Annotated in this window: 24 protein-coding genes; 8 read left to right on the top strand and 16 right to left on the bottom strand. The window is 70.0% G+C overall.

The features are described 5' to 3' along the window. The first annotated feature begins 53 nt into the window (after window positions 1–53). The 3 genes from hppD to BMY74_RS03815 are packed head-to-tail and all read left to right on the top strand — an operon-like array spanning window position 54 to window position 3522. The gene (gene hppD / locus BMY74_RS03825) at window positions 54–1121 is read left to right on the top strand and encodes a 4-hydroxyphenylpyruvate dioxygenase (RefSeq protein ID WP_089909334.1); all 1068 of its coding nucleotides are present in this window, start codon (window positions 54–56) and stop codon (window positions 1119–1121) included. Beyond that, entirely contained in the window at window positions 1118–2224 is a 1107-nt protein-coding gene (locus BMY74_RS03820; protein ID WP_089909331.1) for an alpha-hydroxy acid oxidase, read from the top strand. The genes hppD and BMY74_RS03820 overlap by 4 nt, the downstream gene beginning before the upstream one ends. Continuing rightward, entirely contained in the window at window positions 2218–3522 is a 1305-nt protein-coding gene (locus BMY74_RS03815; protein WP_089909328.1) for an aminotransferase-like domain-containing protein, read from the top strand. Before BMY74_RS03820 ends, BMY74_RS03815 begins: the two co-directional genes overlap by 7 nt. 248 nt (window positions 3523–3770) lie before the next feature. Here the strand turns inward: BMY74_RS03815 and BMY74_RS03810 are convergent, their stop codons facing one another. From BMY74_RS03810 to BMY74_RS03765, 10 genes are all read right to left on the bottom strand, one after another. Next, entirely contained in the window at window positions 3771–4334 is a 564-nt protein-coding gene (locus tag BMY74_RS03810; protein WP_089909326.1) for a GNAT family N-acetyltransferase, read from the bottom strand. Between the two features lie 49 nt (window positions 4335–4383). Continuing rightward, window positions 4384–4827, bottom strand: a complete 444-nt coding sequence (locus BMY74_RS03805; RefSeq protein ID WP_177229552.1) for an SUKH-3 domain-containing protein — start codon at window positions 4825–4827, stop codon at window positions 4384–4386. Beyond that, window positions 4824–4982, bottom strand: a complete 159-nt coding sequence (locus BMY74_RS44785) for a DUF397 domain-containing protein (RefSeq protein ID WP_177229551.1) — start codon at window positions 4980–4982, stop codon at window positions 4824–4826. The genes BMY74_RS03805 and BMY74_RS44785 overlap by 4 nt, the downstream gene beginning before the upstream one ends. Window positions 4983–4995: 13 nt before the next feature. Beyond that, the gene (locus tag BMY74_RS03800; RefSeq protein WP_177229550.1) at window positions 4996–5826 is read right to left on the bottom strand and encodes a helix-turn-helix domain-containing protein; all 831 of its coding nucleotides are present in this window, start codon (window positions 5824–5826) and stop codon (window positions 4996–4998) included. Window positions 5827–5928: 102 nt separating this feature from the next. Continuing rightward, entirely contained in the window at window positions 5929–7215 is a 1287-nt protein-coding gene (locus BMY74_RS44780; RefSeq protein ID WP_177229549.1) for a lytic transglycosylase domain-containing protein, read from the bottom strand. Window positions 7216–7367: 152 nt separating this feature from the next. Beyond that, window positions 7368–7865 carry a DUF501 domain-containing protein gene (locus tag BMY74_RS03785; protein ID WP_089910470.1) on the bottom strand — a complete coding sequence of 166 codons (498 nt, stop codon included), beginning with the start codon at window positions 7863–7865 and terminating at the stop codon, window positions 7368–7370. Next, window positions 7847–8341, bottom strand: a complete 495-nt coding sequence (locus BMY74_RS03780; protein ID WP_245785870.1) for an FtsB family cell division protein — start codon at window positions 8339–8341, stop codon at window positions 7847–7849. The genes BMY74_RS03785 and BMY74_RS03780 overlap by 19 nt, the downstream gene beginning before the upstream one ends. 13 nt (window positions 8342–8354) lie before the next feature. After that, the gene (eno, locus tag BMY74_RS03775) at window positions 8355–9641 is read right to left on the bottom strand and encodes a phosphopyruvate hydratase (protein ID WP_089909310.1); all 1287 of its coding nucleotides are present in this window, start codon (window positions 9639–9641) and stop codon (window positions 8355–8357) included. Between the two features lie 149 nt (window positions 9642–9790). Beyond that, on the bottom strand, window positions 9791–10456 hold the full coding sequence (locus BMY74_RS03770; protein WP_143091433.1) for a hypothetical protein: 666 nt from the start codon (window positions 10454–10456) through the stop codon (window positions 9791–9793). Window positions 10457–10513: 57 nt separating this feature from the next. Further along, complete coding sequence (locus tag BMY74_RS03765; RefSeq protein ID WP_089909306.1) at window positions 10514–11701, bottom strand: cytochrome P450; 1188 nt, start codon at window positions 11699–11701, stop codon at window positions 10514–10516. 15 nt (window positions 11702–11716) lie between these two features. Here BMY74_RS03765 and BMY74_RS03760 point away from each other — a divergent pair, with 15 nt between their 5' ends. Next, window positions 11717–12412 carry an alpha/beta fold hydrolase gene (locus BMY74_RS03760; protein WP_089909303.1) on the top strand — a complete coding sequence of 232 codons (696 nt, stop codon included), beginning with the start codon at window positions 11717–11719 and terminating at the stop codon, window positions 12410–12412. Here the strand turns inward: BMY74_RS03760 and BMY74_RS03755 are convergent. Further along, entirely contained in the window at window positions 12409–13149 is a 741-nt protein-coding gene (locus BMY74_RS03755; RefSeq protein ID WP_089909299.1) for an SDR family NAD(P)-dependent oxidoreductase, read from the bottom strand. The two genes, BMY74_RS03760 and BMY74_RS03755, sit on opposite strands and share 4 nt — an antisense overlap. 50 nt (window positions 13150–13199) lie before the next feature. Beyond that, a complete protein-coding gene (locus BMY74_RS03750) occupies window positions 13200–14717 on the bottom strand; it encodes an AfsR/SARP family transcriptional regulator (RefSeq protein ID WP_177229548.1) in 1518 nt (505 codons plus the stop codon). 107 nt (window positions 14718–14824) lie between these two features. Here BMY74_RS03750 and BMY74_RS03745 point away from each other — a divergent pair, with 107 nt between their 5' ends. The 3 genes from BMY74_RS03745 to BMY74_RS03735 all read left to right on the top strand — a co-directional run bounded on the left by BMY74_RS03745 (window position 14825) and on the right by BMY74_RS03735 (window position 16789). Further along, on the top strand, window positions 14825–15460 hold the full coding sequence (locus BMY74_RS03745; RefSeq protein WP_245785869.1) for a type IV toxin-antitoxin system AbiEi family antitoxin: 636 nt from the start codon (window positions 14825–14827) through the stop codon (window positions 15458–15460). A gap of 78 nt (window positions 15461–15538) precedes the next feature. Next, window positions 15539–16213 carry a nucleotidyl transferase AbiEii/AbiGii toxin family protein gene (locus BMY74_RS03740; RefSeq protein WP_177229547.1) on the top strand — a complete coding sequence of 225 codons (675 nt, stop codon included), beginning with the start codon at window positions 15539–15541 and terminating at the stop codon, window positions 16211–16213. 204 nt (window positions 16214–16417) lie between these two features. Continuing rightward, window positions 16418–16789 (top strand): tetratricopeptide repeat protein, encoded by a 372-nt coding sequence (locus tag BMY74_RS03735; RefSeq protein WP_089909290.1) that lies wholly within the window; start codon window positions 16418–16420, stop codon window positions 16787–16789. Here the strand turns inward: BMY74_RS03735 and efeB are convergent. Genes efeB through efeU form a run of 3 tightly spaced genes read right to left on the bottom strand, consistent with a single transcriptional unit; the run spans window position 16786 to window position 19984 of the window. Next, the gene (gene efeB / locus BMY74_RS03730; protein ID WP_089909287.1) at window positions 16786–18030 is read right to left on the bottom strand and encodes an iron uptake transporter deferrochelatase/peroxidase subunit; all 1245 of its coding nucleotides are present in this window, start codon (window positions 18028–18030) and stop codon (window positions 16786–16788) included. The two genes, BMY74_RS03735 and efeB, sit on opposite strands and share 4 nt — an antisense overlap. Next, window positions 18027–19145, bottom strand: a complete 1119-nt coding sequence (efeO, locus tag BMY74_RS03725) for an iron uptake system protein EfeO (RefSeq protein WP_425434811.1) — start codon at window positions 19143–19145, stop codon at window positions 18027–18029. The genes efeB and efeO overlap by 4 nt, the downstream gene beginning before the upstream one ends. Before the next feature lie 14 nt (window positions 19146–19159). Beyond that, the gene (efeU, locus tag BMY74_RS03720) at window positions 19160–19984 is read right to left on the bottom strand and encodes an iron uptake transporter permease EfeU (RefSeq protein WP_089909284.1); all 825 of its coding nucleotides are present in this window, start codon (window positions 19982–19984) and stop codon (window positions 19160–19162) included. Window positions 19985–20113: 129 nt separating this feature from the next. Between efeU and BMY74_RS03715 the strand changes: the two genes are divergently transcribed. Further along, window positions 20114–20932, top strand: coding sequence for a lysozyme family protein (locus BMY74_RS03715; RefSeq protein ID WP_089909281.1), 819 nt, complete (start codon window positions 20114–20116; stop codon window positions 20930–20932). Window positions 20933–20988: 56 nt separating this feature from the next. Here BMY74_RS03715 and BMY74_RS03710 read toward each other — a convergent pair whose 3' ends face one another. Further along, window positions 20989–21705, bottom strand: coding sequence for a hypothetical protein (locus BMY74_RS03710; RefSeq protein ID WP_143091432.1), 717 nt, complete (start codon window positions 21703–21705; stop codon window positions 20989–20991). Window positions 21706–21726 lie beyond the last annotated feature (21 nt).

Below are 21726 nucleotides of genomic sequence, written 5' to 3'. Positions count from 1 at the left end.
CCCGTGCCGCCGCGGAGAAACACGTCCTGATCCGAACGAAGTGGAGCTCTGCCATGATCGACGATGCCCTGCGCCTCGACCACGTGGCGCTGTACGTGCAGGACCTCGACGCCCGCGTCGAGGAGATGGTGGCGAAGTACGGTTTCACCGTCATCGCCGAGACCGACCCGGCCGTCACGACCCACCGGACCGCCGCCCTCCGCCAGGGGCACATCGTGCTCGCGGTAATCGAGGGCCTGGAGGACGGCCATCCCGCGAGCGCGTACGTCGACGCGCACGGCGACGGCGTCGCCGACATCGTGCTGCGCACGCCCGACGTCGCGGCCGCCTTCGAGACGGCGGTGGCCGCTGGGGCACGCCCGCTGCTGCGCCCGCACACGCAGAACGGCGTGGTGACCGCGGCGATCGGAGGGTTCGGCGACGTGCGGCACACCTTCGTGCAGCGCCCGGAGGACCTCCCCGCGGGCGCACCGCCGCCCGGACTGGTCGAACGGTCGGCGACCGCCCCGTTCACGGGGATCGGCCTGCTCGAACTCGACCACGTCGCGATCTGCGTCGAGGCGGGCCAGCTCGAGCCGACCGTGCGCTTCTACGAGTCGGCGCTCGGCTTCCGGAAGATCTTCGAGGAGCGGATCGTCGTCGGCGCGCAGGCGATGGACTCGCAGGTGGTGCAGAACGCCTCGGGTGACGTGACGTTCACGATCATCGAGCCGGACACGTCCCGCGCCGCGGGGCAGATCGACGCGTTCATCAAGGACCACGACGGCGCGGGGGTACAGCATCTGGCGTTCTCCTCGCACGACATCGTGCGCGCCGTGGGAACGCTGCAGGACAACGGGATCGACTTCCTCACCACCCCCGACTCCTACTACGACCTGCTGCCCGGCCGGATGGAGCTGGCCGCGCACTCGGTCGACGAGCTCAAGGCGCTGGGGGTGCTGGCCGACGCCGACCACGCGGGGCAGCTCTACCAGATCTTCACCAGGTCGACGCACCCGAGGAAGACCCTGTTCCTGGAGGTGATCGAACGCATGGGCGCCAAGACTTTCGGCAGCGGCAACATCAAGGCCCTCTACGAGGCGGTCGAGCAGGAGCGCCGCGTCGAGGACGAGCGGCCGTGACCACGACAGCCGCCTCTGCGGTGTGCCTGGCCGACCTGGCCACCGCGGCCAGGTCGGTCACGCCCGACGACGTCTGGGACTTCGTGGAGGGCGGAAGCGGCGCCGAGCTGAGCCTCGTCGCCAACCGGGCGGCACTGGACGACGTCTACCTCGTGCCCAGGGTGTTGCGGGACGTCTCCCGCCCTCATGCGTCGCGGGTACTGCTCGGCACGTCTACGACGATGCCGGTGGTGGTCGCTCCCATGGCCTACCAGCGACTGCTGCACCCAGACGGGGAACTGGCCGCGGCCAGAGCCGCGCGGTCGGCGGGAATCCCCTTCACCGTGCCGATGCTCAGCAGCGTCGCGGTCGAGGAGGTCGCCCGCTCGGAGGCGGACCTGTGGTTCCAGCTCTACTGGCTGCGGGACCGGGCGATGACCGTGGACCTGCTGGCCCGCGCGGAGGCAGCTGGGTGCCGGGCGATCGTGTTGACAGTCGACGTGCCGCTCATGGGGCGCAGGCTGCGAGACCTGCGCAACGGTTTCACACTGCCGCGGGATGTGGTCGCCGCCCACTTTCCCGACGCCGCGGCCACGACACAGCTCCAGCGCGCGGGCACCTCCGCGGTCGCCGAGCACACCCGGGACGCCTTCGACCCGTCGCTGTCCTGGTCGGACATCGACTGGCTGCGGTCCGCCACCGAGCTGCCGATCGTCCTGAAAGGACTGCTCGCGCCGCAGGACGCGGCGCGGGCGGCGCGGACGGGTGTGGACGCCGTGGTGGTGTCCAACCACGGCGGCAGGCAACTCGACGGCGCCCTACCGGGGATCCGCGCGCTGCCTGCCGTGCGCGACGCGGTCGACGACTCGTGTGACGTGCTGCTGGACGGTGGGATCCGGTCCGGGGTGGACGTGGTGAAGGCGTTGGCGCTCGGGGCGTCAGGCGTGCTGGTGGGCAGGCCCGTCCTGCACGGGCTCGCGCTGGACGGGACCCGGGGCGTCGAGGACGCCCTGGCGCTCCTGCGGGCCGAACTGGACCACGCGCTGGCGTTGGCGGGGTGCCGCGACCTCGGCGACGCCGCCGGCCTCGCGACCACCACCGGAACGAGGGGGCCAGGATGGTGACCGCAGCCGACGCCGGACACGAACTGTCGATCGCGGATCTTCACCCGTCCCTGTCCGATCCCGCACTGGAACGGATGACTTTCCTCAACGAGGTGTCGTCGCGGTTCCCCGACGCCGTATCCTTCGCGGCCGGGCGACCTCACGAGGAGCACTTCGACGTCGACGCGCTGCCCCGCTACCTTCGCGTCTTCCAGGAACACCTGGCCGGCCGAGGAGCGGACACCGCGCAGATCGGTCGCACGCTGCTGCAGTACGGCCGGACCAAGGGGATCATCCACGAGCTGCTGGCCCGATACCTGGCGCTGGACGAGGGCATCGACGTCGACCCCGAATCGATCGTGGTCACGGTCGGGTGCCAGGAGGCGATCTTCCTGACGCTGCGCGCCCTGTGCGCCGGTCCCGACGACGTCGTGCTGGCGGTGTCGCCGAGCTACGTCGGGCTGACCGGCGCCGCCCGTCTGCTCGACCGCGAGGTCGTGCCGGTCGGGGAGAACAGAGGTGGTGTCGACCTCGACCACTTCATCGACCAGGTCCGCGCCGTTCGCGCGCGGGGCAAGCGGCCGAGAGCGTTCTACCTGGTGCCGGATTTCGCGAACCCGTCGGGCACGAGCTTGGACTTGGAGACCAGGAAGACGCTCCTGCACCTCGCCGAGCAGCACGACGTGCTGTTGCTGGAAGACAACCCGTACGGTCTGTTCCAAGCCGCGGACGGAGTTCGGGTACCGACCCTCAAAGCGCTCGACACCTCGCGCCGGGTGGTCTACCTCGGATCGCTCGCCAAGACCTGCTTCCCCGGCGCCCGGATCGGCTTCGCGGTCGCCGACCAGCGGGTGTCGACCGGAAGTGAGCCAGTACTGCTGGCCGACGAACTGTCCAAGATCAAGAGCATGCTGACGGTCAACACCTCGCCGCTGGCCCAGGCGATGGCGGGCGGCAAACTGCTCGAGCACGGGTGCAGCTTGCTGCGGGCCAATGAGCGCGAGATCGCCGTCTACCGGCACAACATGCGGTTCCTGCTGACCGGATTGGCCCAGCGGTTCACTGACGTGCCCACCGTCGGCTGGAACTCTCCCGGCGGCGGGTTCTTCGCCGTGGTCACGGTGCCGTTCACCGCCGACGACGAGGCGCTGGAGCTGTCGGCCCGACGGCACGGCGTGCTGTGGACACCAATGGCCCACTTCTACGACGGCACCGGAGGTGCCAACCAGCTGCGCCTGTCGATCAGCGCACTCTCACCGCAGCAGATCGACACCGGACTCGACCGACTGCGCTCAATGGTCGTGAACTGTGCGAGGTGACCGCCATCCAACGTGATCCCGACCACTTCCGATCACAGGCCGAGATGTGGCTGGTGGACGTCGGCATGGGCGAATCGCCGCCAAGCAGGAGGCACCTGATAGCGAGACTCTCGGGAGTCTCGTCACGGATGCCGGCCTCGCCGTGCAGGAACCGGATGACCTCGAGCAGCCGGCGGTAGGCGAACACGTCGTCGGGGTCGGTGGTCTGGAACGGCCGCAGCCCCTGCCGTTCGGTCATGACCGAGCGCTCAGGCCTGAGCGCGTGCGTACTCCTCCTCCAGCATCGCGTAGACGAAGAGGTCGCCCCACTCCCCCTTGAAGATCTCCAGCTCGCGGAAGTGGGCCTCCCGGCGCATGCCGAGCCGTTCCATCACCCGCCAGGACGGCTCGTTGCGCGGGTCGCACTCGGCCACGATCCGGTGCAGGCCGAGGTCGCGGAAGCCCAGTTCGAGCATCGCGCGGGCTGCCTCGGTGGCGTAGCCGTGTCCCTGGAAGTCGGGGTTGAGGCTGTAGCCGATCTCGCCCTGGCGGTCGTTCTCGCTGCGCCACTTCAGGACGGCGCTGCCGATGACGCGGTCGGCCTCCGGGAGGTGGACCGCCAGCGCGAGTCGCTGGCCCTCCGCGGTGAGTTCGTCGTCGCCGACCAGGGCGTCGAGCAGTTCCGCGCATTCCTCGCGGGTGACGGACTCGCCGTAGAGGTAGCGGAAGACGTCCGGGCGCGAGCGGTAGGCGTAGAAGTCGTCGAGGTCGGCCGGTTCGAACGGGCGGAGCAGGAGGCGGGCGGTCTTCAGCGGGTAGTCGGGCTTGAGCACACCTCGCACCTTGCCAAGGACCGCCGTCCCGCGCCTCCCGATTACGGCCTCACTGCGGGAGTTCCTCGCCGCGGTACCCCAGGAGCAGCCTCTCCAGGCCCGCGTCGCCGACGCCGTACCGTGCCGCCCAGTTGCTCACGAGGTAGATCTCGCCGGTCTCGTCCATGCCGAGGAAGAACATGCCTCGCTCCAGCTCGCCGAGTGGTGCGATGGTCCGGCCGACGTCGGCTCCCCACGCCTCGAACCTGTCGACCTCGCCCACCGCGAGGGTCGGGTCGAACTCGACCGGCTGCCGCCCGACGTCGACCCCTCGGCCGTCGTGCACGAGGTAGAGGTCGTTGAACTCCCGCAGGAACCGCACGACCACATCGGGAAAGACGAAGCCTTCCTCCTCCAGCGGCACACGCCACGCCTCGGTGTCGACCTCGCGGCCGGGGAACCAGCCGGCGCGCCTCAACCTCTGCTCGACGTCCGGGGAGAACCTCGGGCTCACGGGGCCTTCACGAGCTGGAGGAACGCCGTCCAGGCCCTCTCCGACACGGGGAGGTGGGTGGCCGGGGCCTTGCTGTCGCGGAGGCCGACGCCGTGGCCGACCTCGACGCAGTCGCTCGCCGACGGGCTGTAGCTGCTCTTGCGCCACTCGGACATGCGGCACGCCTCCTCAGACAAGCATCGCGGTGATCAGCCTCCTCGATTCTTCCGCATCCAAGGCGTCCCGATCCAACCGCTTCAACACTTCGTCGTAGCTGGCCAGGGAGGCCGCGTCTTCGAGGAAGAGGCCCGAGTTCTCGCTCTCGATGAAGACCACCGGCTCGAACTTGTCGAAGCTGAGCCGGGTGAACGAGCCGGACAACCCGGAGTGGGCGCCGATGGCGATCGGCACGATCCGGAAGGTGATGTACTGCCGCACCAGCATCACGTGGATGTGGGTGAGCTGCGCCCGCATCACGTCGTGACCGCCGACCGGCAGCCGCAACGCCTGCTCGTGCACGTAGAAGACGAACTCCCTGCCAGGCCTGAGGATCACCTGCCGGTCGAGCTTCGCACGGATCAGCGAGTCGACGTCGGCGGGCTTGATCTTGGCTGACTTCTCGGCGGCGGCCCGGATGTAGCCGGCGATCTGGAGGTGGCCGGGGACGAGGTTCATCGACCACACGGTGATCCCGCTGGCGAGGCGTTCCTGGCTGATGAGCGAGTGCACCTGGTCCGGCACGCCGTCCTCGGGGAACTGCAGCCAGCCCCGCTCCCGCGACTCGCGGTGGAGCGCGACCAGGCGGTCGACTTCTTCGTACGGGGTGCGGCAGTAGGACAACAGCCGGACGAGGTCGATCTCGCTCACGCCGCCCTTGCCCTGCACCAGGTCCGAGACCTTGGCTTCCTGCCAGTCCACCAGTTCGGCGAGTCTGCGCTGGGTCATGCCGCTCTGCTCGATGGCGTCGCGGACGCCATCGCCGAACTCCCGGCCCACCACGCTCGAGTTGCGCTTCGGCATGCGGACGAAGCTAGGAGACGAACTCCCCTTCATTCCAACGTTTCTGCCCGAATCGCACCGAAGGAGGTACGGGTTGGAATCGTTCCAACCCGACACGCCGTACTAGCTCGGCGTGCTCGTGATGATCGCCGGCGGGGTGGAGGACGACGCACCGCTGTTGCTCGACGGGGCCTGCGACGACTGCTGCTGCGACGACGACTGGACCGGAGTCGAGGCCGACGTCTGCGCGGGCGGGACCGTCGTCGTCGTGGTGGTCGTTGTCGTCGTCGTGGTGGTCGTGGTGGTGGTCGGCGTCGTCGTGGTGGTCGTCGTGCACGTGGACGGGGACGTCGTGGTGGTCGGCGTCGTCGTCGACGTGGTGGTGGAGGTCGTGGTCGACGTGGTGGTCGACGTCGTCGTGGTCGGGCAGTTCGGCGCCGTCGTGGTGGTCGTCGTCGTGGTCGTGGTCGTCGGCGGCGTGGTGGTCGTCGGCGGGTTCGTCGGCGTGCCGGGGTCGGGGTTGCCCGGCGTCGGGTTCTGCTGGCCGTTGCCGATGTCGGTGAGCGGCGGCAGGGTCTCGACGTTCTCGCTGTACTCCGTGGCCCACTTGAGGACCGTCTCGACGTACGCCGGGGAGCGGTTGTAGCGGAAGACGGCCGCGGCCTTGTCTGCCTGCTTGGTCATGTCGCCGCCGCCCGCGCAGAGGTAGCGGCCGGCGCCGAGGGCGGCGTCGTAGATGTTGTTCGGGTTGACGTTGTTGTCGTCGTTCAGGTCGCCGCCGAAGCTCGCCCACGTCGACGGGATGAACTGCATCGGGCCGACCGCGCGGTCCCACGCGGTGTCGCCGTCGAGGCGGCCGCCGTCGGTGTCGCGGATCGCGGCGATGCCGGGGGCGCCGTTCAGCACCGGGCCGAGGATCTTGGGGGTGGCGTCGCCGACGGCGTTCACGCGGCCGTTGTTGGCGTGGTTCGACTCGACCTTGCCGATGCCCGCGAGCAGGTACCAGGGGAGGTTGCAGCCGGGGACGAGCTCGGCCATCTTGTCCTCGGCGCGGAGGTAGGCCTCCACCATGACGCCGGGAATGCCGTGCTGGCCGGGGAAGCCGTCGAGCAGGCTTCCCTCGTCGAGGTCGAGGCTGCCGTCCTCGAGGTCGGCGAGCAGGGCGGCGCTCAGTTCCTCGGACAGCGGCAGGCGGCCGGAGGCGCCCAGCTCGGCCGGGTCGCGCTGCAGGGCGCTGAAGACGTCGGCCGGTCCTAAGGAGACGGCGATGTCGTTGTGCTTCGAGAGGTTGACCCAGTCGACGAGCTTGGTGCCGACGATCATGGCCGGGGCGAGCATCGCGGCGAGCGCGGCCACGGCGAAGCCCTTTTGCCTAGGGCTCAACGCCGACGGTCCACGCAGTTTGGCCATTGCCACGAATTCTCACCTCTCGTGTGTCATCGCGGCTCGCCGTCCTGCCATTACGGCGAATGCCTCAATCGGTGACCTGTCCCACCCTGCCCCACTACGAAGCCTAGGTGTACCCAAGACGGAGTGAAGCGTGTGTTCGGTTCCGTTGACCGTTAACTCGCCGCGCATTCGCCTGCCGGCCACAGGCCCTGCTCGCCCAGGATCGCCAGCGCCTCGTCGCCCATGGGGTTCACGCCGGGGCCCTTCGCGAGGGCGTGGGCGACGTGCACGTGCAGGCACTTGACCCGCACCGGCATGCCGCCCGCGGTGACCTGGGTGCCCAGCGACTCGATGGCGTCGCGCTCGGCGAGGTACGACTCGTGCGCGCGCTGGTAGGCGGCCGCGAGCTCCTCGTCGGTGGCCAGCCGGTCCTGCTGCTCCTTCATCAGCCCGCCGCTTTCGAGCGTGCTGACCAGGGAGTTCAGCTTGGGGCAGGTCAGGTAGTACAGCGTCGGGAACGGCGTCCCGTCGGGCAGCCTCGGGGCGGTCTGCACGACGTTCGGGTGCCCGCTGGGGCACCTCGAAGCGATCGCACGCGTCCCGCGTGGCGTGCGACCGAGCTGCTTGGCGACCGTTTCCAGGTCAGCAGCACTTACTTGTGCGTCACCGATTCCCACAGTTCCTCGTACCAAGACCCTTGTGCCGCCTGCTTGCCCGACGGCCTCTCCGTTTCCGTGTTGCGACTCTCGTCACCCGGCAGTTGCACGATGTAGGGCGTCTCGCCGGGCCGCACCCAGTGCAGCCGCTTGCGCGCCTCGATCTCCACGTACGCCGGGTCGTTCAGTTCGGCCTTGCGCTTCTCCAGGGCGGCGACCGTCTCGCGGAGCTTCTGCTGCTCCGCCCCCACGTCGCGCAGCTCGTCGCGCTGCGAGAGGTAGGTCCGCAACGGGACCGCGATGCTCAACGCCAGTGCGCACAGCACCATCGCGAACAACGCGGCCCGCCGCGTACCGGTCATGCCGAACGCGCCGCCCGTGCCCTCACCGCGCCGCGTCGGCGCCTTCGGGCGAGGAGGCTTGCGCGCGCGTGCGGGCCTCGCCTCCCGCTCTTCGCGGGGGCGACGGGGACGACGCGCGCGCTCGGCCATGCCTTGCAGCCTCTCAGCTCTCCGGCGTGTAGCGCGGGAACGCGAGCTCGCCCGCGTAGCGCGCCGCGTCGCCGAGGCTCTCCTCGATGCGGAGCAGCTGGTTGTACTTCGCGGTGCGCTCACCACGAGCCGGCGCACCGGTCTTGATCTGGCCGGCACCGGTCGCGACGGCGAGGTCGGCGATGGTCGTGTCCTCGGTCTCGCCCGAGCGGTGCGACATCATCGACTTGTAGCCGTACGACGTGGCCAGCGAGACCGCGTCGAGCGTCTCGGAGAGCGTGCCGATCTGGTTGACCTTCACCAGCAGCGCGTTGGCGGCGCGGCGGGAGATGCCCTCCTCCAGGCGCTCCGGGTTCGTGACGAAGAGGTCGTCGCCGACGATCTGGACCTTGTCGCCCAGCTCGGCGGTCATCTGGACCCAGCCGTCCCAGTCGTCCTCGGACAGCGGGTCCTCGATGGAGACCATCGGGTAGTCGCGGACGAGCTCGGAGTAGTAGCCGATCATCTGCTCGGCGGAGCGCTTGTTGTTCTCGAACGAGTAGGCGCCGTCCGAGAAGAACTCGGTGGCGGCCACGTCGAGCGCGAGCGCGACGTCGCGGCCCGCCCGGTAGCCCGCCTTCTCGATGGCCTCGAGGATGAGGTCGAGCGCGTCGCGGTTGCTGCCGAGGTTCGGCGCGAAGCCGCCCTCGTCACCCAGACCCGTCGCGAGGCCCTTGCTCTTCAGCACGGACTTCAGCGCGTGGTAGACCTCGGTGCCCCAGCGCAGGCCCTCGCGGAACGTCTCCGCGCCGATCGGCGCGATCATGAACTCCTGGATGTCCACGTCGGTGTCGGCGTGCGAGCCACCGTTGAGGATGTTCAGCATCGGCACCGGCAGCACGTGCGCGTTCGGGCCACCGACGTACCGGAACAGCTCCAGGCCGCTCGAGGTCGCCGCCGCCTTGGCGACCGCGAGGCTCACACCGAGGATCGCGTTGGCGCCGAGACGCCCCTTGTCCGGCGTGCCGTCCAGGTCGACGAGCTTCTGGTCCACGACGCGCTGCTCGACGGCCTCGATGCCGACCAGCTCGGGCCCGATCTCGTCCAGCACGGCGGTGACCGCGCGCTCGACGCCCTTGCCCAGGTACCGCTTGGCGTCGCCGTCCCGCAGCTCCACCGCCTCGTGCTCACCGGTCGAGGCACCCGACGGAACAGCCGCACGCTCCAGCGTGCCGTCGTCCAGCGCCACCTCGACCTCGACGGTGGGGTTGCCGCGAGAGTCCAGGATCTCGCGTGCTCCGACCTGCTCGATGACCGCCACTTGCGCTCCCTGTTTCTCCTGCGTCTCGTCTCGCGACGAGCCTACTTGGGCCAGGTGACCGGCTGGGGCTCGACACCGCCAGATCACAGTGGTGCCCCCGCGCCTGTCGTCTGAATCGTGCCAGACGACTCGGGGGCTGCCTATAGCCCTCAGCCGACCTCGGCCAGACTCCTCGCCGCGCGCCGTGCCGCCTCGGGCAGGTGCTGCCTCGCCATCTGCTCGGTCCCGGACACGACCCGGAGCCCGACGACGAGATCGCCGCGCACGAGGAAGGCCTCGCAGCCCCACACCGGGGGCGAGATCTCGGTGAGGCTGGAGCAGAACGCGTACGAGCCTTCGACGCCCTCGAGCTCGGGCAGTTCGACGTCGGCCTCGACCTCGCGCTCCGGCTTGCCGGCCTCGTCGACCCACGTCCGGCATGACCGGGCCTTGTCCCGCACCGCGCCGAGGACGTGCCGCGCGTCGGCACCCACCAGCCCGAACACGATCTGGTTGATGATGACGGGCCCCGCCCACACCCGGTTGCGCGAGGTCGAGACGCCCGAATCGGCCTTCACCCCCTCGCACACCCTGCTGAGCTCGCCGTGGGTGCCGGTGGGCTCGGCGGTGAGCTTCGGCTTGTCCGACTGGAACCGGCCACCGACGTCGTCGAAGGTCTCCGGCGGCATCAGAGCCGCCTTCACCTTCACGTCGATCGCCTTCACGAGGTCCGACGTCGAGGCCGGCGCCAGGGACACCGCGGGCGGCGGGCCGGTCGGCGTCGGCGTGCAGGCCGTCAGCGCAAGCGCGCACATGACTGTTGCGAGTCTCTTCACTCTCATCCCCCCAGGACCGGCTCAGGCTAGTCGAACCGGGAGGTGCTTCACGCCGTTCTAGAAGTTCGACCGCAGCCGGCTGATCTCGCCGTCGAGCTCCAGCAACCGCGGCAGGTCCAGGACGGCGTCGAACACCGCCCGTATCTGGGTCCGGGCGAGCTGCGCGCCCAGGCAGAAGTGCGGGCCGTGCCCGAAGCTCAGGTGGTCGGCTTCGCGCCTGCCCACGTCGAACCGGTGCGGGTCGGTGAACACGCGCTCGTCCCGGTTGGCCGACGAGAACCAGACGACGACCTTGTCGCCCGCCCTGATCTCCTGGCCGGACAACGAGGTGTCGCGCACGCAGGTCCGCCGGAAGTGCATGACGGGCGTCCACCAGCGCAACATCTCCTCCACCGCAAGCGGAAGCAGTGAGCGGTCGGCGCGCAGGCGCGCGTACTCGGCGGGGTGGGAGAGCAACGCGATCATGCCGCCGGGGATGCCGTTGCGCAGGGTTTCGTTGCCCGCCACGGAGAACAGCCAGAAGAGGTTCTCGAACTCCTCCAGCGACAGGTCCTCCCGCATGAGGTTGCTGACCACGTCGTCGGACGGATGCGCGCGTTTGTGCGCTCCCAGCGCGTGCGCGTAGGCGTACAGGTCGGGCATGCCGTCGCGTGCGCGCGGGTCGCGGCCGTCGTCCGGGCGCAGTTCCAACGCCTGCAGGGCCATGTCGGTCATGCCGGCGGTGGAGCTCGACGACAGCGCGTACTCGGGGTCATGGAAGCCGATCACGCGGTTGCTCCAGTCGTAGAGCAGCGCGCGGTCCTGGCGGGGCACGCCGAAGACGTCGGCCAGCGTCAGCAGCGGCAGGTCGGCGACGTCGTGGGCGAAGTCGCCGGACAGGCCCGCGACGATCTCGCGGGCGTTCGCGCGGATCCGGTCCTCCAGCAACGCGACTGCTCGCGGGGTGAACGCCCTGGTCAGCATGCGGCGCAACCGGGTGTGCGAGGGCGGGTCCTGGTTGAGCATCATGCGCTGGACGTACGCGAGGTCGTCCGGCCGCGGGTCGCGGATCTGGGTCGCGCCGCGGTGCGAGGAGAAGACGGACGGCGTGCGCAGGACCGTGCGGACGTCCTCGTGGCGGAAGACCGCCCAGAAGTCGTCGATGCGCACCACGTCCCTCTCACGCAGCCGGGTTAGTGCGTCGTGCGGGACTCCCGAGGTATACGTGTCCGGGTCGACGATGAGGTCGGCATCGGTCCTGGGCATAGAACGGATTCTGACGTGCTTCATGTCGAACGTGGTGGGAACGGGCCGTTGCTGGTGCTGCTGCACGGGCTGGGCGCGACCGGTGAGGTGTGGCGGGACGTCGTCGGCGACTGGGAGGGCAGCTGGCTCGTGCCCGACCTGCCCGGTCACGGCCGTTCAAGCGGTATCGACCGCTACTCGTTCGGCGCGCTCGCGGCGGAGGTCGCGAAGGTCGTCCCGCGGGAGCCCGTCACGGTCGTCGGGCACTCGCTGGGCGGGGTCGTCGGGCTGGCGCTGGCGAGCGGCTGGTTCGGCGTCGAGGTGACCACGTGCGTCGGCGTCGGCATCAAGGTGCGGTGGACCGACGAGGAGCTGGCGAAGGCCGCGGCACTGGCCGGCAAACCGCAGAAGGTGTTCGCCACCAGGGAGGAGGCGGAGGAACGGGCCTCGAAGATGGCCGGGGTGCCGCTGCGGCACGGTGTGTCCGAAGTGGACGGCGGGTGGGCGCCGTCGCTCGACATGAGGGCCTTCGGCGTGGGCCGGCCGGACATGGCCGGGCTGGTCATGGCCTCACAGGCCCACGTCGTGCTGGCGACGGGCGAGAACGACCCGATGAGCCCCCAGGAGCACCTGAAGGAGCTGGTGCCCGAACCGGTGGTGATCCCCGGCGCGGGCCACAACGTGCACGTCGAGTCGCCCTCGTCCCTGCGGCCACTGCTCGCCCGGACCTAGGCCACGACGAGCCCGCCGTCGACGTTCAGCACGGCGCCGTTGACGAAGCCCGCCTTGTCGGAGGCCACGAACAGCACGGCCTCCGCGACCTCCTCGGCCGTGCCGTGCCGGCCGACCGGGACGACCTCGACGAAGCTCTCGAACACCTCGCCGACCTGCGTCACGGCCGCCTCGGTGCGGATCGGGCCGGGCGCGACGGAGTTGACGCGGACGCCCGAACCGCCGAACTCGAGGGCCCACGACCTGGTCAGGCCGTCCATCGCGGACTTCGAGGCGTGGTAGACGGACCCGACCGGCGAGCCGAGCTGGCTCGCGACCGACGAGACGTTGACGATCGCGCCCCTGCCCTTCGCGACCATGGCGGGCGCGAGGGCCGCGGTGAGGAAGTAGGTGCCGCGGACGTTGACGTCGAACACCTTGTCGTAGGTCTCGACGGACTGCTCGGGGGTCGGCGAGAACGGGAAGATGCCCGCGTTGTTCACGAGGACGTCGACGTCACCGACCTCCTGCACCAGCTTGCGGACGTCGTCGAGGTCGCCGACGTCCGCGACGACGAAGTGGCCGGTGCCGCCCGCCTGCTCGATGAGCTCGACGGTCTCCTTGCCGAGCTCGGCGCGGCGGCCGGTGACGTAGACGGTGGCGCCCTCCTCGGCGAGGCGGACCGCGATCGCGCGGCCGATGCCCGAGGTGGCTCCGGTGACGAGTGCCTTCTTGCCCTGGAATTCCTTGGTCGACATGTCCCCGAACTTGCCGACGGCACATCGTCGCGCCATAAATTGCGGATGAATCAGCTGGTCAGCGCGGGTGTGCGGAGCGAGTAGTAGATGCGCACGTACGACGGGATGCGGTAGCGGCCGAGCTCCAGCGGTTCGATCAGGTGCACGTCGGCGAGCGCCTCCATCAACAGCTCGATGGCCGCGACGTCACCGCCGGACATCGCCGCGGCCTCGCACACGTCGACCTCCTCGGCGCCCTGCCTGGTGAAGCACTCCAGCAGGTGCCGCTGGTCGCCGGTCAGCTGCCGGTCGGCCTTGTCCATCGGCGCGAGCACCGCCTGGCAGTCCGACGGCACCGCCTCGCCGAGCGCGGTCTCCCGCTCCATCTGCCGCAGCAGCATCGCGACGGTGAAGCGCGGGCGGCTGCTGAGCTTGCCGCCGAGCACGCGGATCGGGTTCGGCAGGTGGGAGACGCGGTCGAGGACCCTCGTCACCAGCTCCGGCTCGGCCGCGAGCCGCGCCGGGTCCGCGATCTTGGCGAAGAACTCGCGGGCCTCCGGCACGGCGAGCCCGGCGATGACCAGCCAGGTCACGCCCGGCAGCTCGTTCCAGCGGCGCACGCTCGTGAGGATCATGGCCGAACCGGGCACGTGCAGGTCCTTCACGGAGACGGGGTCCTGCAGGTCGTCGACGACGATCAGGAACCGCTTGCCGCGCGCCTTCTCCCGCCACAGCGCGGCCCTGTCCCCCACCGGGTTCTCCACCCCGACCGCGCGCAGCAGCTCGCTCGCGACGTCGTGGCCCTGCACGAAGATCTGCCCGTCGGGGAACCGGTCCCTCGCGAGGTGCCCGATGCGCACTGCCAGCGCGGTCTTGCCGCTGCCGTGCATGCCCGCGATGCCGACCGTGCGCGGCAGGGTGTCGAGCGCCCGCGCGATCTCCTCGGCACGGCCGGTGAAGTCGTCGATGTCGGGCGGCAGCTGCTCGGGCCGTCGCTGGACGGTGAGCTCGCCCCTCAGGATCTGCGCGTGCACCTCACGCAGGTCGGGGCCGGGTTCAAGGCCCAGTTCGTCGTTCAGCAGAGCCCGCGCCTGGTGGAACTGCTCCAACGCCTCGGCCTGCCTGCCCTCGCGGTAGAGCGCGCGCATCAGCAGCGCGCGCGGGCGTTCCCGGTGCGGGAAGGCGGCGACGTGCTTCTGCAGTTCGAGGACGTCCATCTCGCGTTCGAGCAGGGCCTCCCGGCACTGGAGCCGCTCGTTGGCGACCCGCACGCGCTGCGCCTCGAAGTAGGTGCTGGTCATCCCGACGAACGGCTCGTCGCGGCAGTCGTCGAAGACCTCGGCACGCAGGGTGTAGCCGCCGTCCTTCGACCTCAGGTCCAGCTCCGGCATCAGCTTGCGGAGCTTGTAGGTGTACGTCCGCAACGCCATGACCGCGCTCGGCGTGGGGTCGTCCCACACCATGCCGATCAGCTGGTCGTTGCTCAGGCGGATGCCGTTGTTCAGCAGCAACGCCGCCAGGACCGCGCGCTGCTGGCGAGGGCCCAGGTCGATCTCCTCGTCATCGCGCCAGGCTCGTACCGGACCCATCAGTGAGAAGCGCAGGCTCATGCAACGTGCCAACGCTCGGGCGCATTCCCGGCATCCCCGACCGAAACTAGTATTATGAGCGTAGGGTCCAGGCCTACGGAGGTTGTATGAGGGATCGCGTCACCCTGCCGACGGCGCTCGCCAGGAGAGCCAACAAGGTGCTGCGCCCCAGGGATGCGGCTGACGTGTACACCCACCCCCGCAGCGAGTTCGAGCGATTGCTCGACCAGGCGGTGCTTTGGCGCATCAGCACCGGCTACTACGCGCTCGCACCGATGGAACGGCTCGGTGACCCGCGATGGCGGCCGGACCTGGCGGCAGTCGCGTTGGGAGTGGCCCAGGCCGACTACGGCAGGGACGCCGCCGCGCTGATGAGCGTCACCGCGGCACGTCGTCACGGCGCTCTGCCGCGCGCCGTCGCCACCGCGGTCGTGGCCGTCCCCAAACAGCGGCCGGTCCTGCACACCGCCGTGGGTGACGTGGTCTTCGTGAAGCGGGACGTGCGACGCCTCGACCTCGAACGCGCGGAAACCGAACTCACGACCGGCTGGATGACGACGCCGGAGCAGACAGCCCTCGACGTCGCCGCACGTCCGGAACTCGGCGGCCTGGGGAGGGCCGCCGCCGAGCCGGTCCTTCGGGCTCTCGCTCGCAAGATCGATTGGGCGGTCACCGAGGAACTCGCGCGGGACCAGCACCGGCCGGGGGCACTGGCCAGGCTGAAGGAGGCGGCGGGTGCTTGATCAAGAGGAGCTCGCGCGGTCGCCGACCTGTTCGGCGTCGCGGAGGAGCAGGTCAGACGGGATCACCTGATCAGCCACGTGTTGGCGTGCCTGCCGCGAGTAGCACCCGACGTCCTCTTCGTCCGTGGAACGGCACTGGCCAGAACACACCTCGCGGACCCGGCCGCGGGAGGACGCCTGTCGGAGGACATCGACCTCTGGGCGCCGGACCGCCGAGCCGTCGCGGACGCACTCGACGAAGGCCTTCCAGGGCTCCTGCGCCGCGAGTTCCCCAGGACCTCCTGGGATCCACCGTTGCGGTCCACGAGGTCCGCGGTCGAGCCCGGGGTTCTCGTGACGACGTCCGATCTCCGCGTCCGGGTCCAGCTCCTCGATCACGAGGAGTGGGCTCCGTGGCCCAGCGAAGCGGTTCGGATCGAGACCAGGTACAGCGACGACACCTCGGACGTCGTGCTCAGAGTGCCGACACTGCAGGCGTTCGCCGCGATGAAGACCCTCGCCTGGGCGGACCGGCATGCGGCCAGGGATCTGTACGACCTCGCCCGCCTCGCCGAACTGGGTGCGCTGACGTCCGAGGCAGCAGGCCTGGTCCGCGACACGACGGGAGCCTCGGTGCAGAAGTACGACTTCGCCTCCTTGCCGTCCGGGCTGGACTGGCACTCGCAACTCGCACACCAGACGGGAGAGGTACCCGCAGCGCAGTGGTGTCTCGGTGTGGTTCGGGAGGCCTACGGGAAGGCACTCGGCTGGTAGGACTGGACCACCCGCGGATCAGGCCCGGCTTCGCCGCCACGACCGTGCTGGTCCGGGCGTCCGCCACCCGGTCGGCGCGCTCGCCGTGGCCGTGACGCCGTCCGAATTGGACCGGAGCGTGCCGACTCGGGAAGGCCACTCCTTCAGGTCCTGTCGCCCGGACGGCAGTCGAAGAACGCGCGAGCGGTGGGTAGCCTTGATCGAATGACGGACGGCACCTTCGAAGCGTTTCGGAAGGCCGAGGCGTTGATGGCGCAGCGCAGGCCTCTCGACGCGCTGCGCGAACTGAGGCCGGTGCTGGACGAGGCCGGCGAGGCGCCGTCCGTGCAGCTGCTGGCCGGCCGGGCCTACCTCGGGTCCGCGCAGCTCAACCGGGCCGAAGAGGCGTTCCGCAAGGTCCTCGACCTCGACCCGAGCGACCACTACGCCCGGTTCGCGCTCGGCAAGACGCTGCAACGGCAGGGGCGCCTCCCCGAGGCGCTCGCCCAGCTCCGGATGGCGGTCGCGATGCACCCGTCACCGGAGTACCAGGAGGCGCTCGGAGAGGTCAAAGCCCGGCTGGCCCTGGGGAACTAGCGGAACAGCCCGTCTCCCCAGAACCCGCCCTCCCGCACGCCCGGCGGCACCGCGAAGTGCCCGGACCCGGTGTGCTCCACGTACTCCATCATGTCGTCCTTTGTGGACAACGCCTGCTGCATCGGCACGAACTGGGTGCGGGTGTCGCGGTTGAACGCCACGAAGAACAGTCCCGCGTCGAGGTGCCCGAGGCCGTCCGAGCCGTCGGTGAAGTTGTAGCCGCGGCGCAGGATCCTGGCGCCGTTCAACGACTCCGGTGACGCGAGCCTGATGTGCGCGATGTCGCCGATCAACGGGACGCCGCCCGCGCCCTTGACGTGCAGGTCGGGCTCGTCGAACTCCTCGGCCTGCCCGAGCGGCGCGCCCTCGCCCTTGGTGCGGCCGACGATCTGCTCCTGCTCGACCAGCGACGTGCGGTCCCAGATCTCGATGTGCATCCGGATGCGGCGCGTGACCAGGTACGTGCCGCCGACGAGCCAGTCCGGGCCGTCCTCCCGCGAGACCCAGACGTGGTCGCGCAGGTGGTCGGTGTCCTCGGCCTTGATGTTGCGGGTGCCGTCCTTGAACCCGAACATGTTGCGCGGCGTCGCCTGGTCGCGCGTGGTCGAGGAGGTGCGGCCGAAGCCGAGCTGCGACCAGCGGACCGCGACCTTGCCGAACCCGATGCGCACCAGGTTGCGGACGGCGTGCACGGCGACCTGCGGGTCGTTCGCGCAGGCCTGGATGCAGATGTCGCCGTTGCTGCGCGCGGGGTCCAGGTCGTCCTTCGGGAACCGCGGCAGGTCGATCAGGCGTTCCGGCCGCTTCGACGCGAGCCCGAACCTGTCGTCGAACAGGGACGGGCCGAAGCCGATCGTGATCGTCAGCGCGGACGCGGGCAGGTCGAGCGCCTCGCCGGTGTCCTTGGGCGGCGCCTCCGCGTTGCCGCCGACCGCGCCGTTCTCCGCGGCCTCCTGGCCCGCCGTCATCCGTTCCGCGGCGACGGTCCACTGCTGGAGCAGCTCCACCAGCTCGTCGCGGCTCTTCGTCTTCACGTCGAGCGCGACGAAGTGCATGTGGTCCTGCGCGGGTGTGGTGATGCCGGCCTGGACGTCCCCGCGGAACGGGACCTTGGCCGCCGCGACGTTCTCGACGGCCGTCGACTCGCGCGAGGCGAGCGCACCGGCGGCGGCACCCGCGCCCGCGAGCGCCACACCGGCGCCCGCGAACCCGAGCAGCCTGCGCCTGGGCACCCCCGTCACTTGGCCGACACCACTTCCGCGACCTTGCTGACCGGCTCGCCGAGCGCGTCGACGGCCTCGGCGAGCGCCTTGACCTCGTCCTGCGAGAGCTCGGTGTAGAGCTTGAAGCCGTCGCCCTTGCGCTGCTTCTCCAGGGCCTCGTCGAGCGCCTTGAACTTCGCGTCCAGAGTGGACACGAGCGCCTTGTCCCTCTGCTCCACCACGGGGCGCAGCGCGGCGATCGCGGCCTGCGAGCCGTCGACGTTGGCGCGGAAGTCCCACAGGTCGGTGTGCGAGTAGCGGTCCTCCTCGCCGGTGATCTTGCCGGTGGCGACCTCGTCGAGCAGCTCCTTGGCGCCGTTGGCGAGCTGCACGGGCGTCAGCTCGACCGCCTTGGCCTTGGTGACGATCTCCTTCACGTCGGTCAGCAGCTGGTCGGCGATCTTCTCCGAGTCGGCCTGCAGACCCGACTCCCAGAGGTCCTTCTCCAGGCGGTGGTACCCGGTGAACGCCATGCCCTCCTCGATGACGTCCTCGCGGCCGTCGATCTTGGGGTCGAGGTCGCCGAAGCTCTCCGCGACGGGCTCGATGCGCTCCCAGTAGACCCGCGAGACGGGGAACAGCGCCTTGGCCTCGTCGACCTTCTTCGCCTTGACGGCGTTGACGAACTCCTCGGTCTTCACGAGCAGCTGGTCGGCCTGCGAGGTCACGTAGCGCTGGTAGCTCTTGGTCGCCTCGGCCAGCAACGCGTTGCCGTCGGTCGACTTCTTGGCGTCACCGGTGACCGTGAAGTCGCCCCGGATGCCGTCGCCCTTCATGCCGGGCTTGCACGCGGTCTGGAACTTGCCGGACTCCGTGACCTCGACGATCAGCTTGCGGCTCAGGCCCGGTCCGATGTTCTCGACCTCGCCGAGGATCCGGTCGCCCTCGGCGTAGAGGTAGAACTCGGTGACCTTGGTGCCCTTGTTGGTCACCTCGAACGTGACGTTGCCGGTGCTCGCCTCGGTCTTCGCGACCTTGCACGCGTCGTCGCTCGCCTCGACCGCGATGTTGCCGCTCGCGCCGGACGTGCCGCCGTTGCTGCTGCACGCCGCCAGCACCGCGAGAGAACCCAGGATGACTGCTGCCTTGCGCACGGTTGCTCCAGTGATCAGTTGGCCACGGCGGCGCGACGGCGCGGCCGGATGAGGAACAGGGACAGGACCACCACCACGTAGGCGACCCACGCGATGGCCTGCAGCACGGAGGTCCGCTGCGAGTAGTTGAAGAAGCCCTTGAGCAGCGCCCCGTACCAGGAGTCCTCCGGCAGGGTGTCGCTGATGTCGAACGCCAGCGTGTTCAGACCGGGCAGGATCGCGGCCTCCTGCAGGTCGTGGATGCCGTAGCTGAGGACGCCGGCGGCGACGAACACGAGCAGCACGCCCGTGACCGTGAAGAACTTTCCAAGATCGAATCGAATCGCGCCCTGGTACAGAAGTGCGGCAATCACCACAGCAACCCCGATGCCGCCCAGGAACCCGATCAACGGCTGCGCCGTTCCGCCGCCGGCGGCCTGCACGCTGGAATAGAAGAAGACCGCCGTCTCGAGCCCTTCCCGTCCGACGGACAAAAGGGACACGACAATGATCGCAAAAGGTCCGATTTTGAGCGCTTCGTCCATTTTTCCGCGCAGCTCGGCCGCAATGGTCTTGGCCGCCTTGCGCATCCAGAAGATCATTCCCGTGACGAACGCGACCGCGATGATCGACATCGTCCCGCCGAACGCCTCTTGCTGCTCGAACGTCATGCCGGCGGCACTGAAGGTGATGATCGCGCCTGCCGTCACGGACAGTGCCACCGCGGTCGCGACACCGACCCAGACCCACTTGAGCGCGTACCTTCTGTCCGTTTTAACGAGAAATGCGATCAGGATGCTCACCACGAGCGCGGCTTCCAGCCCCTCGCGCAGCCCGATGAGCCCATTGGCAAACAGCATCCCGACGCCTCCGAAAATTAGGTCGCCCTATTTAAGGTAAGCCTCACCTGAATGTCCAGACGCCATCAGTGCCGGTTGCGTCACGGTTCAGCCCGCCGCGCGCCCCGGGAAGCACGTAGCCTTGGTGCCGTGGTCCCGCCGTCGTCACTCCAGGAACCCGCCCGCCGCAACCGCACAGGCAACGTCGCCGGCCGCATCGTCCTGGTGCTGCTGCTCCTCGTCGTGGTCGCCGCGGGCGCCTGGGGCCTGGGCGCCCTGAACCGCAGGGAGGCCGCCCCGCTGGGCCCGCCGCCGTTCCTGGTCCCCATCCAGGAGGTCGAGCCGGGCGCCGCCGCCCCTGGCAGTGCCGCGTCCCCCGGCACCACCGAGACCGCCAACCCGCTCTCCGACTGGGCGACCCGCGTCGCGTCCAAGACCGACATCCCGGTCCGCGCCCTGCACGCCTACGCGTCGGCCGACCTGACGATGCAGCGCGAGGCCCCGGCCTGCCGCATCAGCTGGGCCACCCTCGCGGGCATCGGCAGGATCGAGTCGCACCACGGCAACATCAACGGCGCCCGCCTCCAGGAGAACGGCATGCCGTCCCGCCCGATCATCGGCATCCCGCTGGACGGCAAGCCCGGGGTGAAGGCCATCCAGGACACCGACGGCGGCCGCCTCGACGGCGACACCACGTGGGACAGGGCCGTGGGCCCGATGCAGTTCATCCCGGGCACCTGGAACCGCTGGGCGAAGCGCGCGGCGGGCGACGGCCTCCCCGCGGACCCGCAGAACATCGACGACGCGGCGCTGACCGCCGCCCGGTACCTGTGCGGGGGCGGGGCGCGCGACCTCGGCACCGGGTCGGGGTGGTGGGCGGCCGTGCTCGCGTACAACAACTCCGTGGAGTACGGGCAGAACGTGTTCAGCGGAGCGGACGCCTACGCGCGGGCGAGCGCACAGCAGTAGCGCCGGGCGGCAGAGAGGGCCGGGACCGGGCGGGAAGACGGCCCCGACCCCGGTTCTCACGCCCCTGCCGCAGGCGCGGGGTTCGTCGCCGATTCCCCGAAGCCCGTGAGCGGGTGCTCGGAGCCGCCGGCCGGATCCCCGGCACGAGGAGCCGGCTCCTCCCCACCCGCCGTATCCTGCTCCGCAGGAGGCTCGCTCCGGTCGCACGGGGGCTCGGCGGGCGTCGTCACCGGCACGACCGGGTCCTCGGCCCGCGGCGTCGAAGGCGGCGCCTCGACCGACGGAGGCGGTGTCACGACCGGCGTCTCCACCACGGGCGGCGGCGGATTCTCCACAGTGGACACGACGACCGACGTGGTCGTCACCACCGGCGCCTCCGGTTCGGAAGCCGCCGGTACCGACTCCTCGGGCGCAGAAGGTTCGTTCCGTTCCACCGCAGCAGGTTTCGTCGAACTCACCCGCACGGTCTCGGTGACGGTCGCCCCGCCGACCACCCGCGTCTGGGTGACCATCCGCGCGGCCCGCACCTCCCGCGCCGCTCCCTCCGCCACCACGGTCTCGGTGACGGTGGCCAGCGAGACGCCGGTCTCGAAGGGCTCGGTCCACCACGACGCGGTGGGCCGGACGGAGGACGGCGGTGCGGCCAGCGGCTTCTCGGCCGCGCCTCCGGTGAAGGCGATCAGCGCGAACATGCCGCCCAGCGCCAAGAACGGCACCACGACCACGGCCCCGAAGCACCCGCGGCCACTGCGCGGCTCTTCACGGTGACTCATCTCCTGCACACCCCCGAACGG

Origin of the sequence: Lentzea albida, from assembly GCF_900111005.1 — a bacterium.
Classification (GTDB): Bacteria; Actinomycetota; Actinomycetes; order Mycobacteriales; family Pseudonocardiaceae; genus Lentzea; species Lentzea albida.
This window is presented reverse-complemented; position numbering and strand designations above follow the sequence as displayed.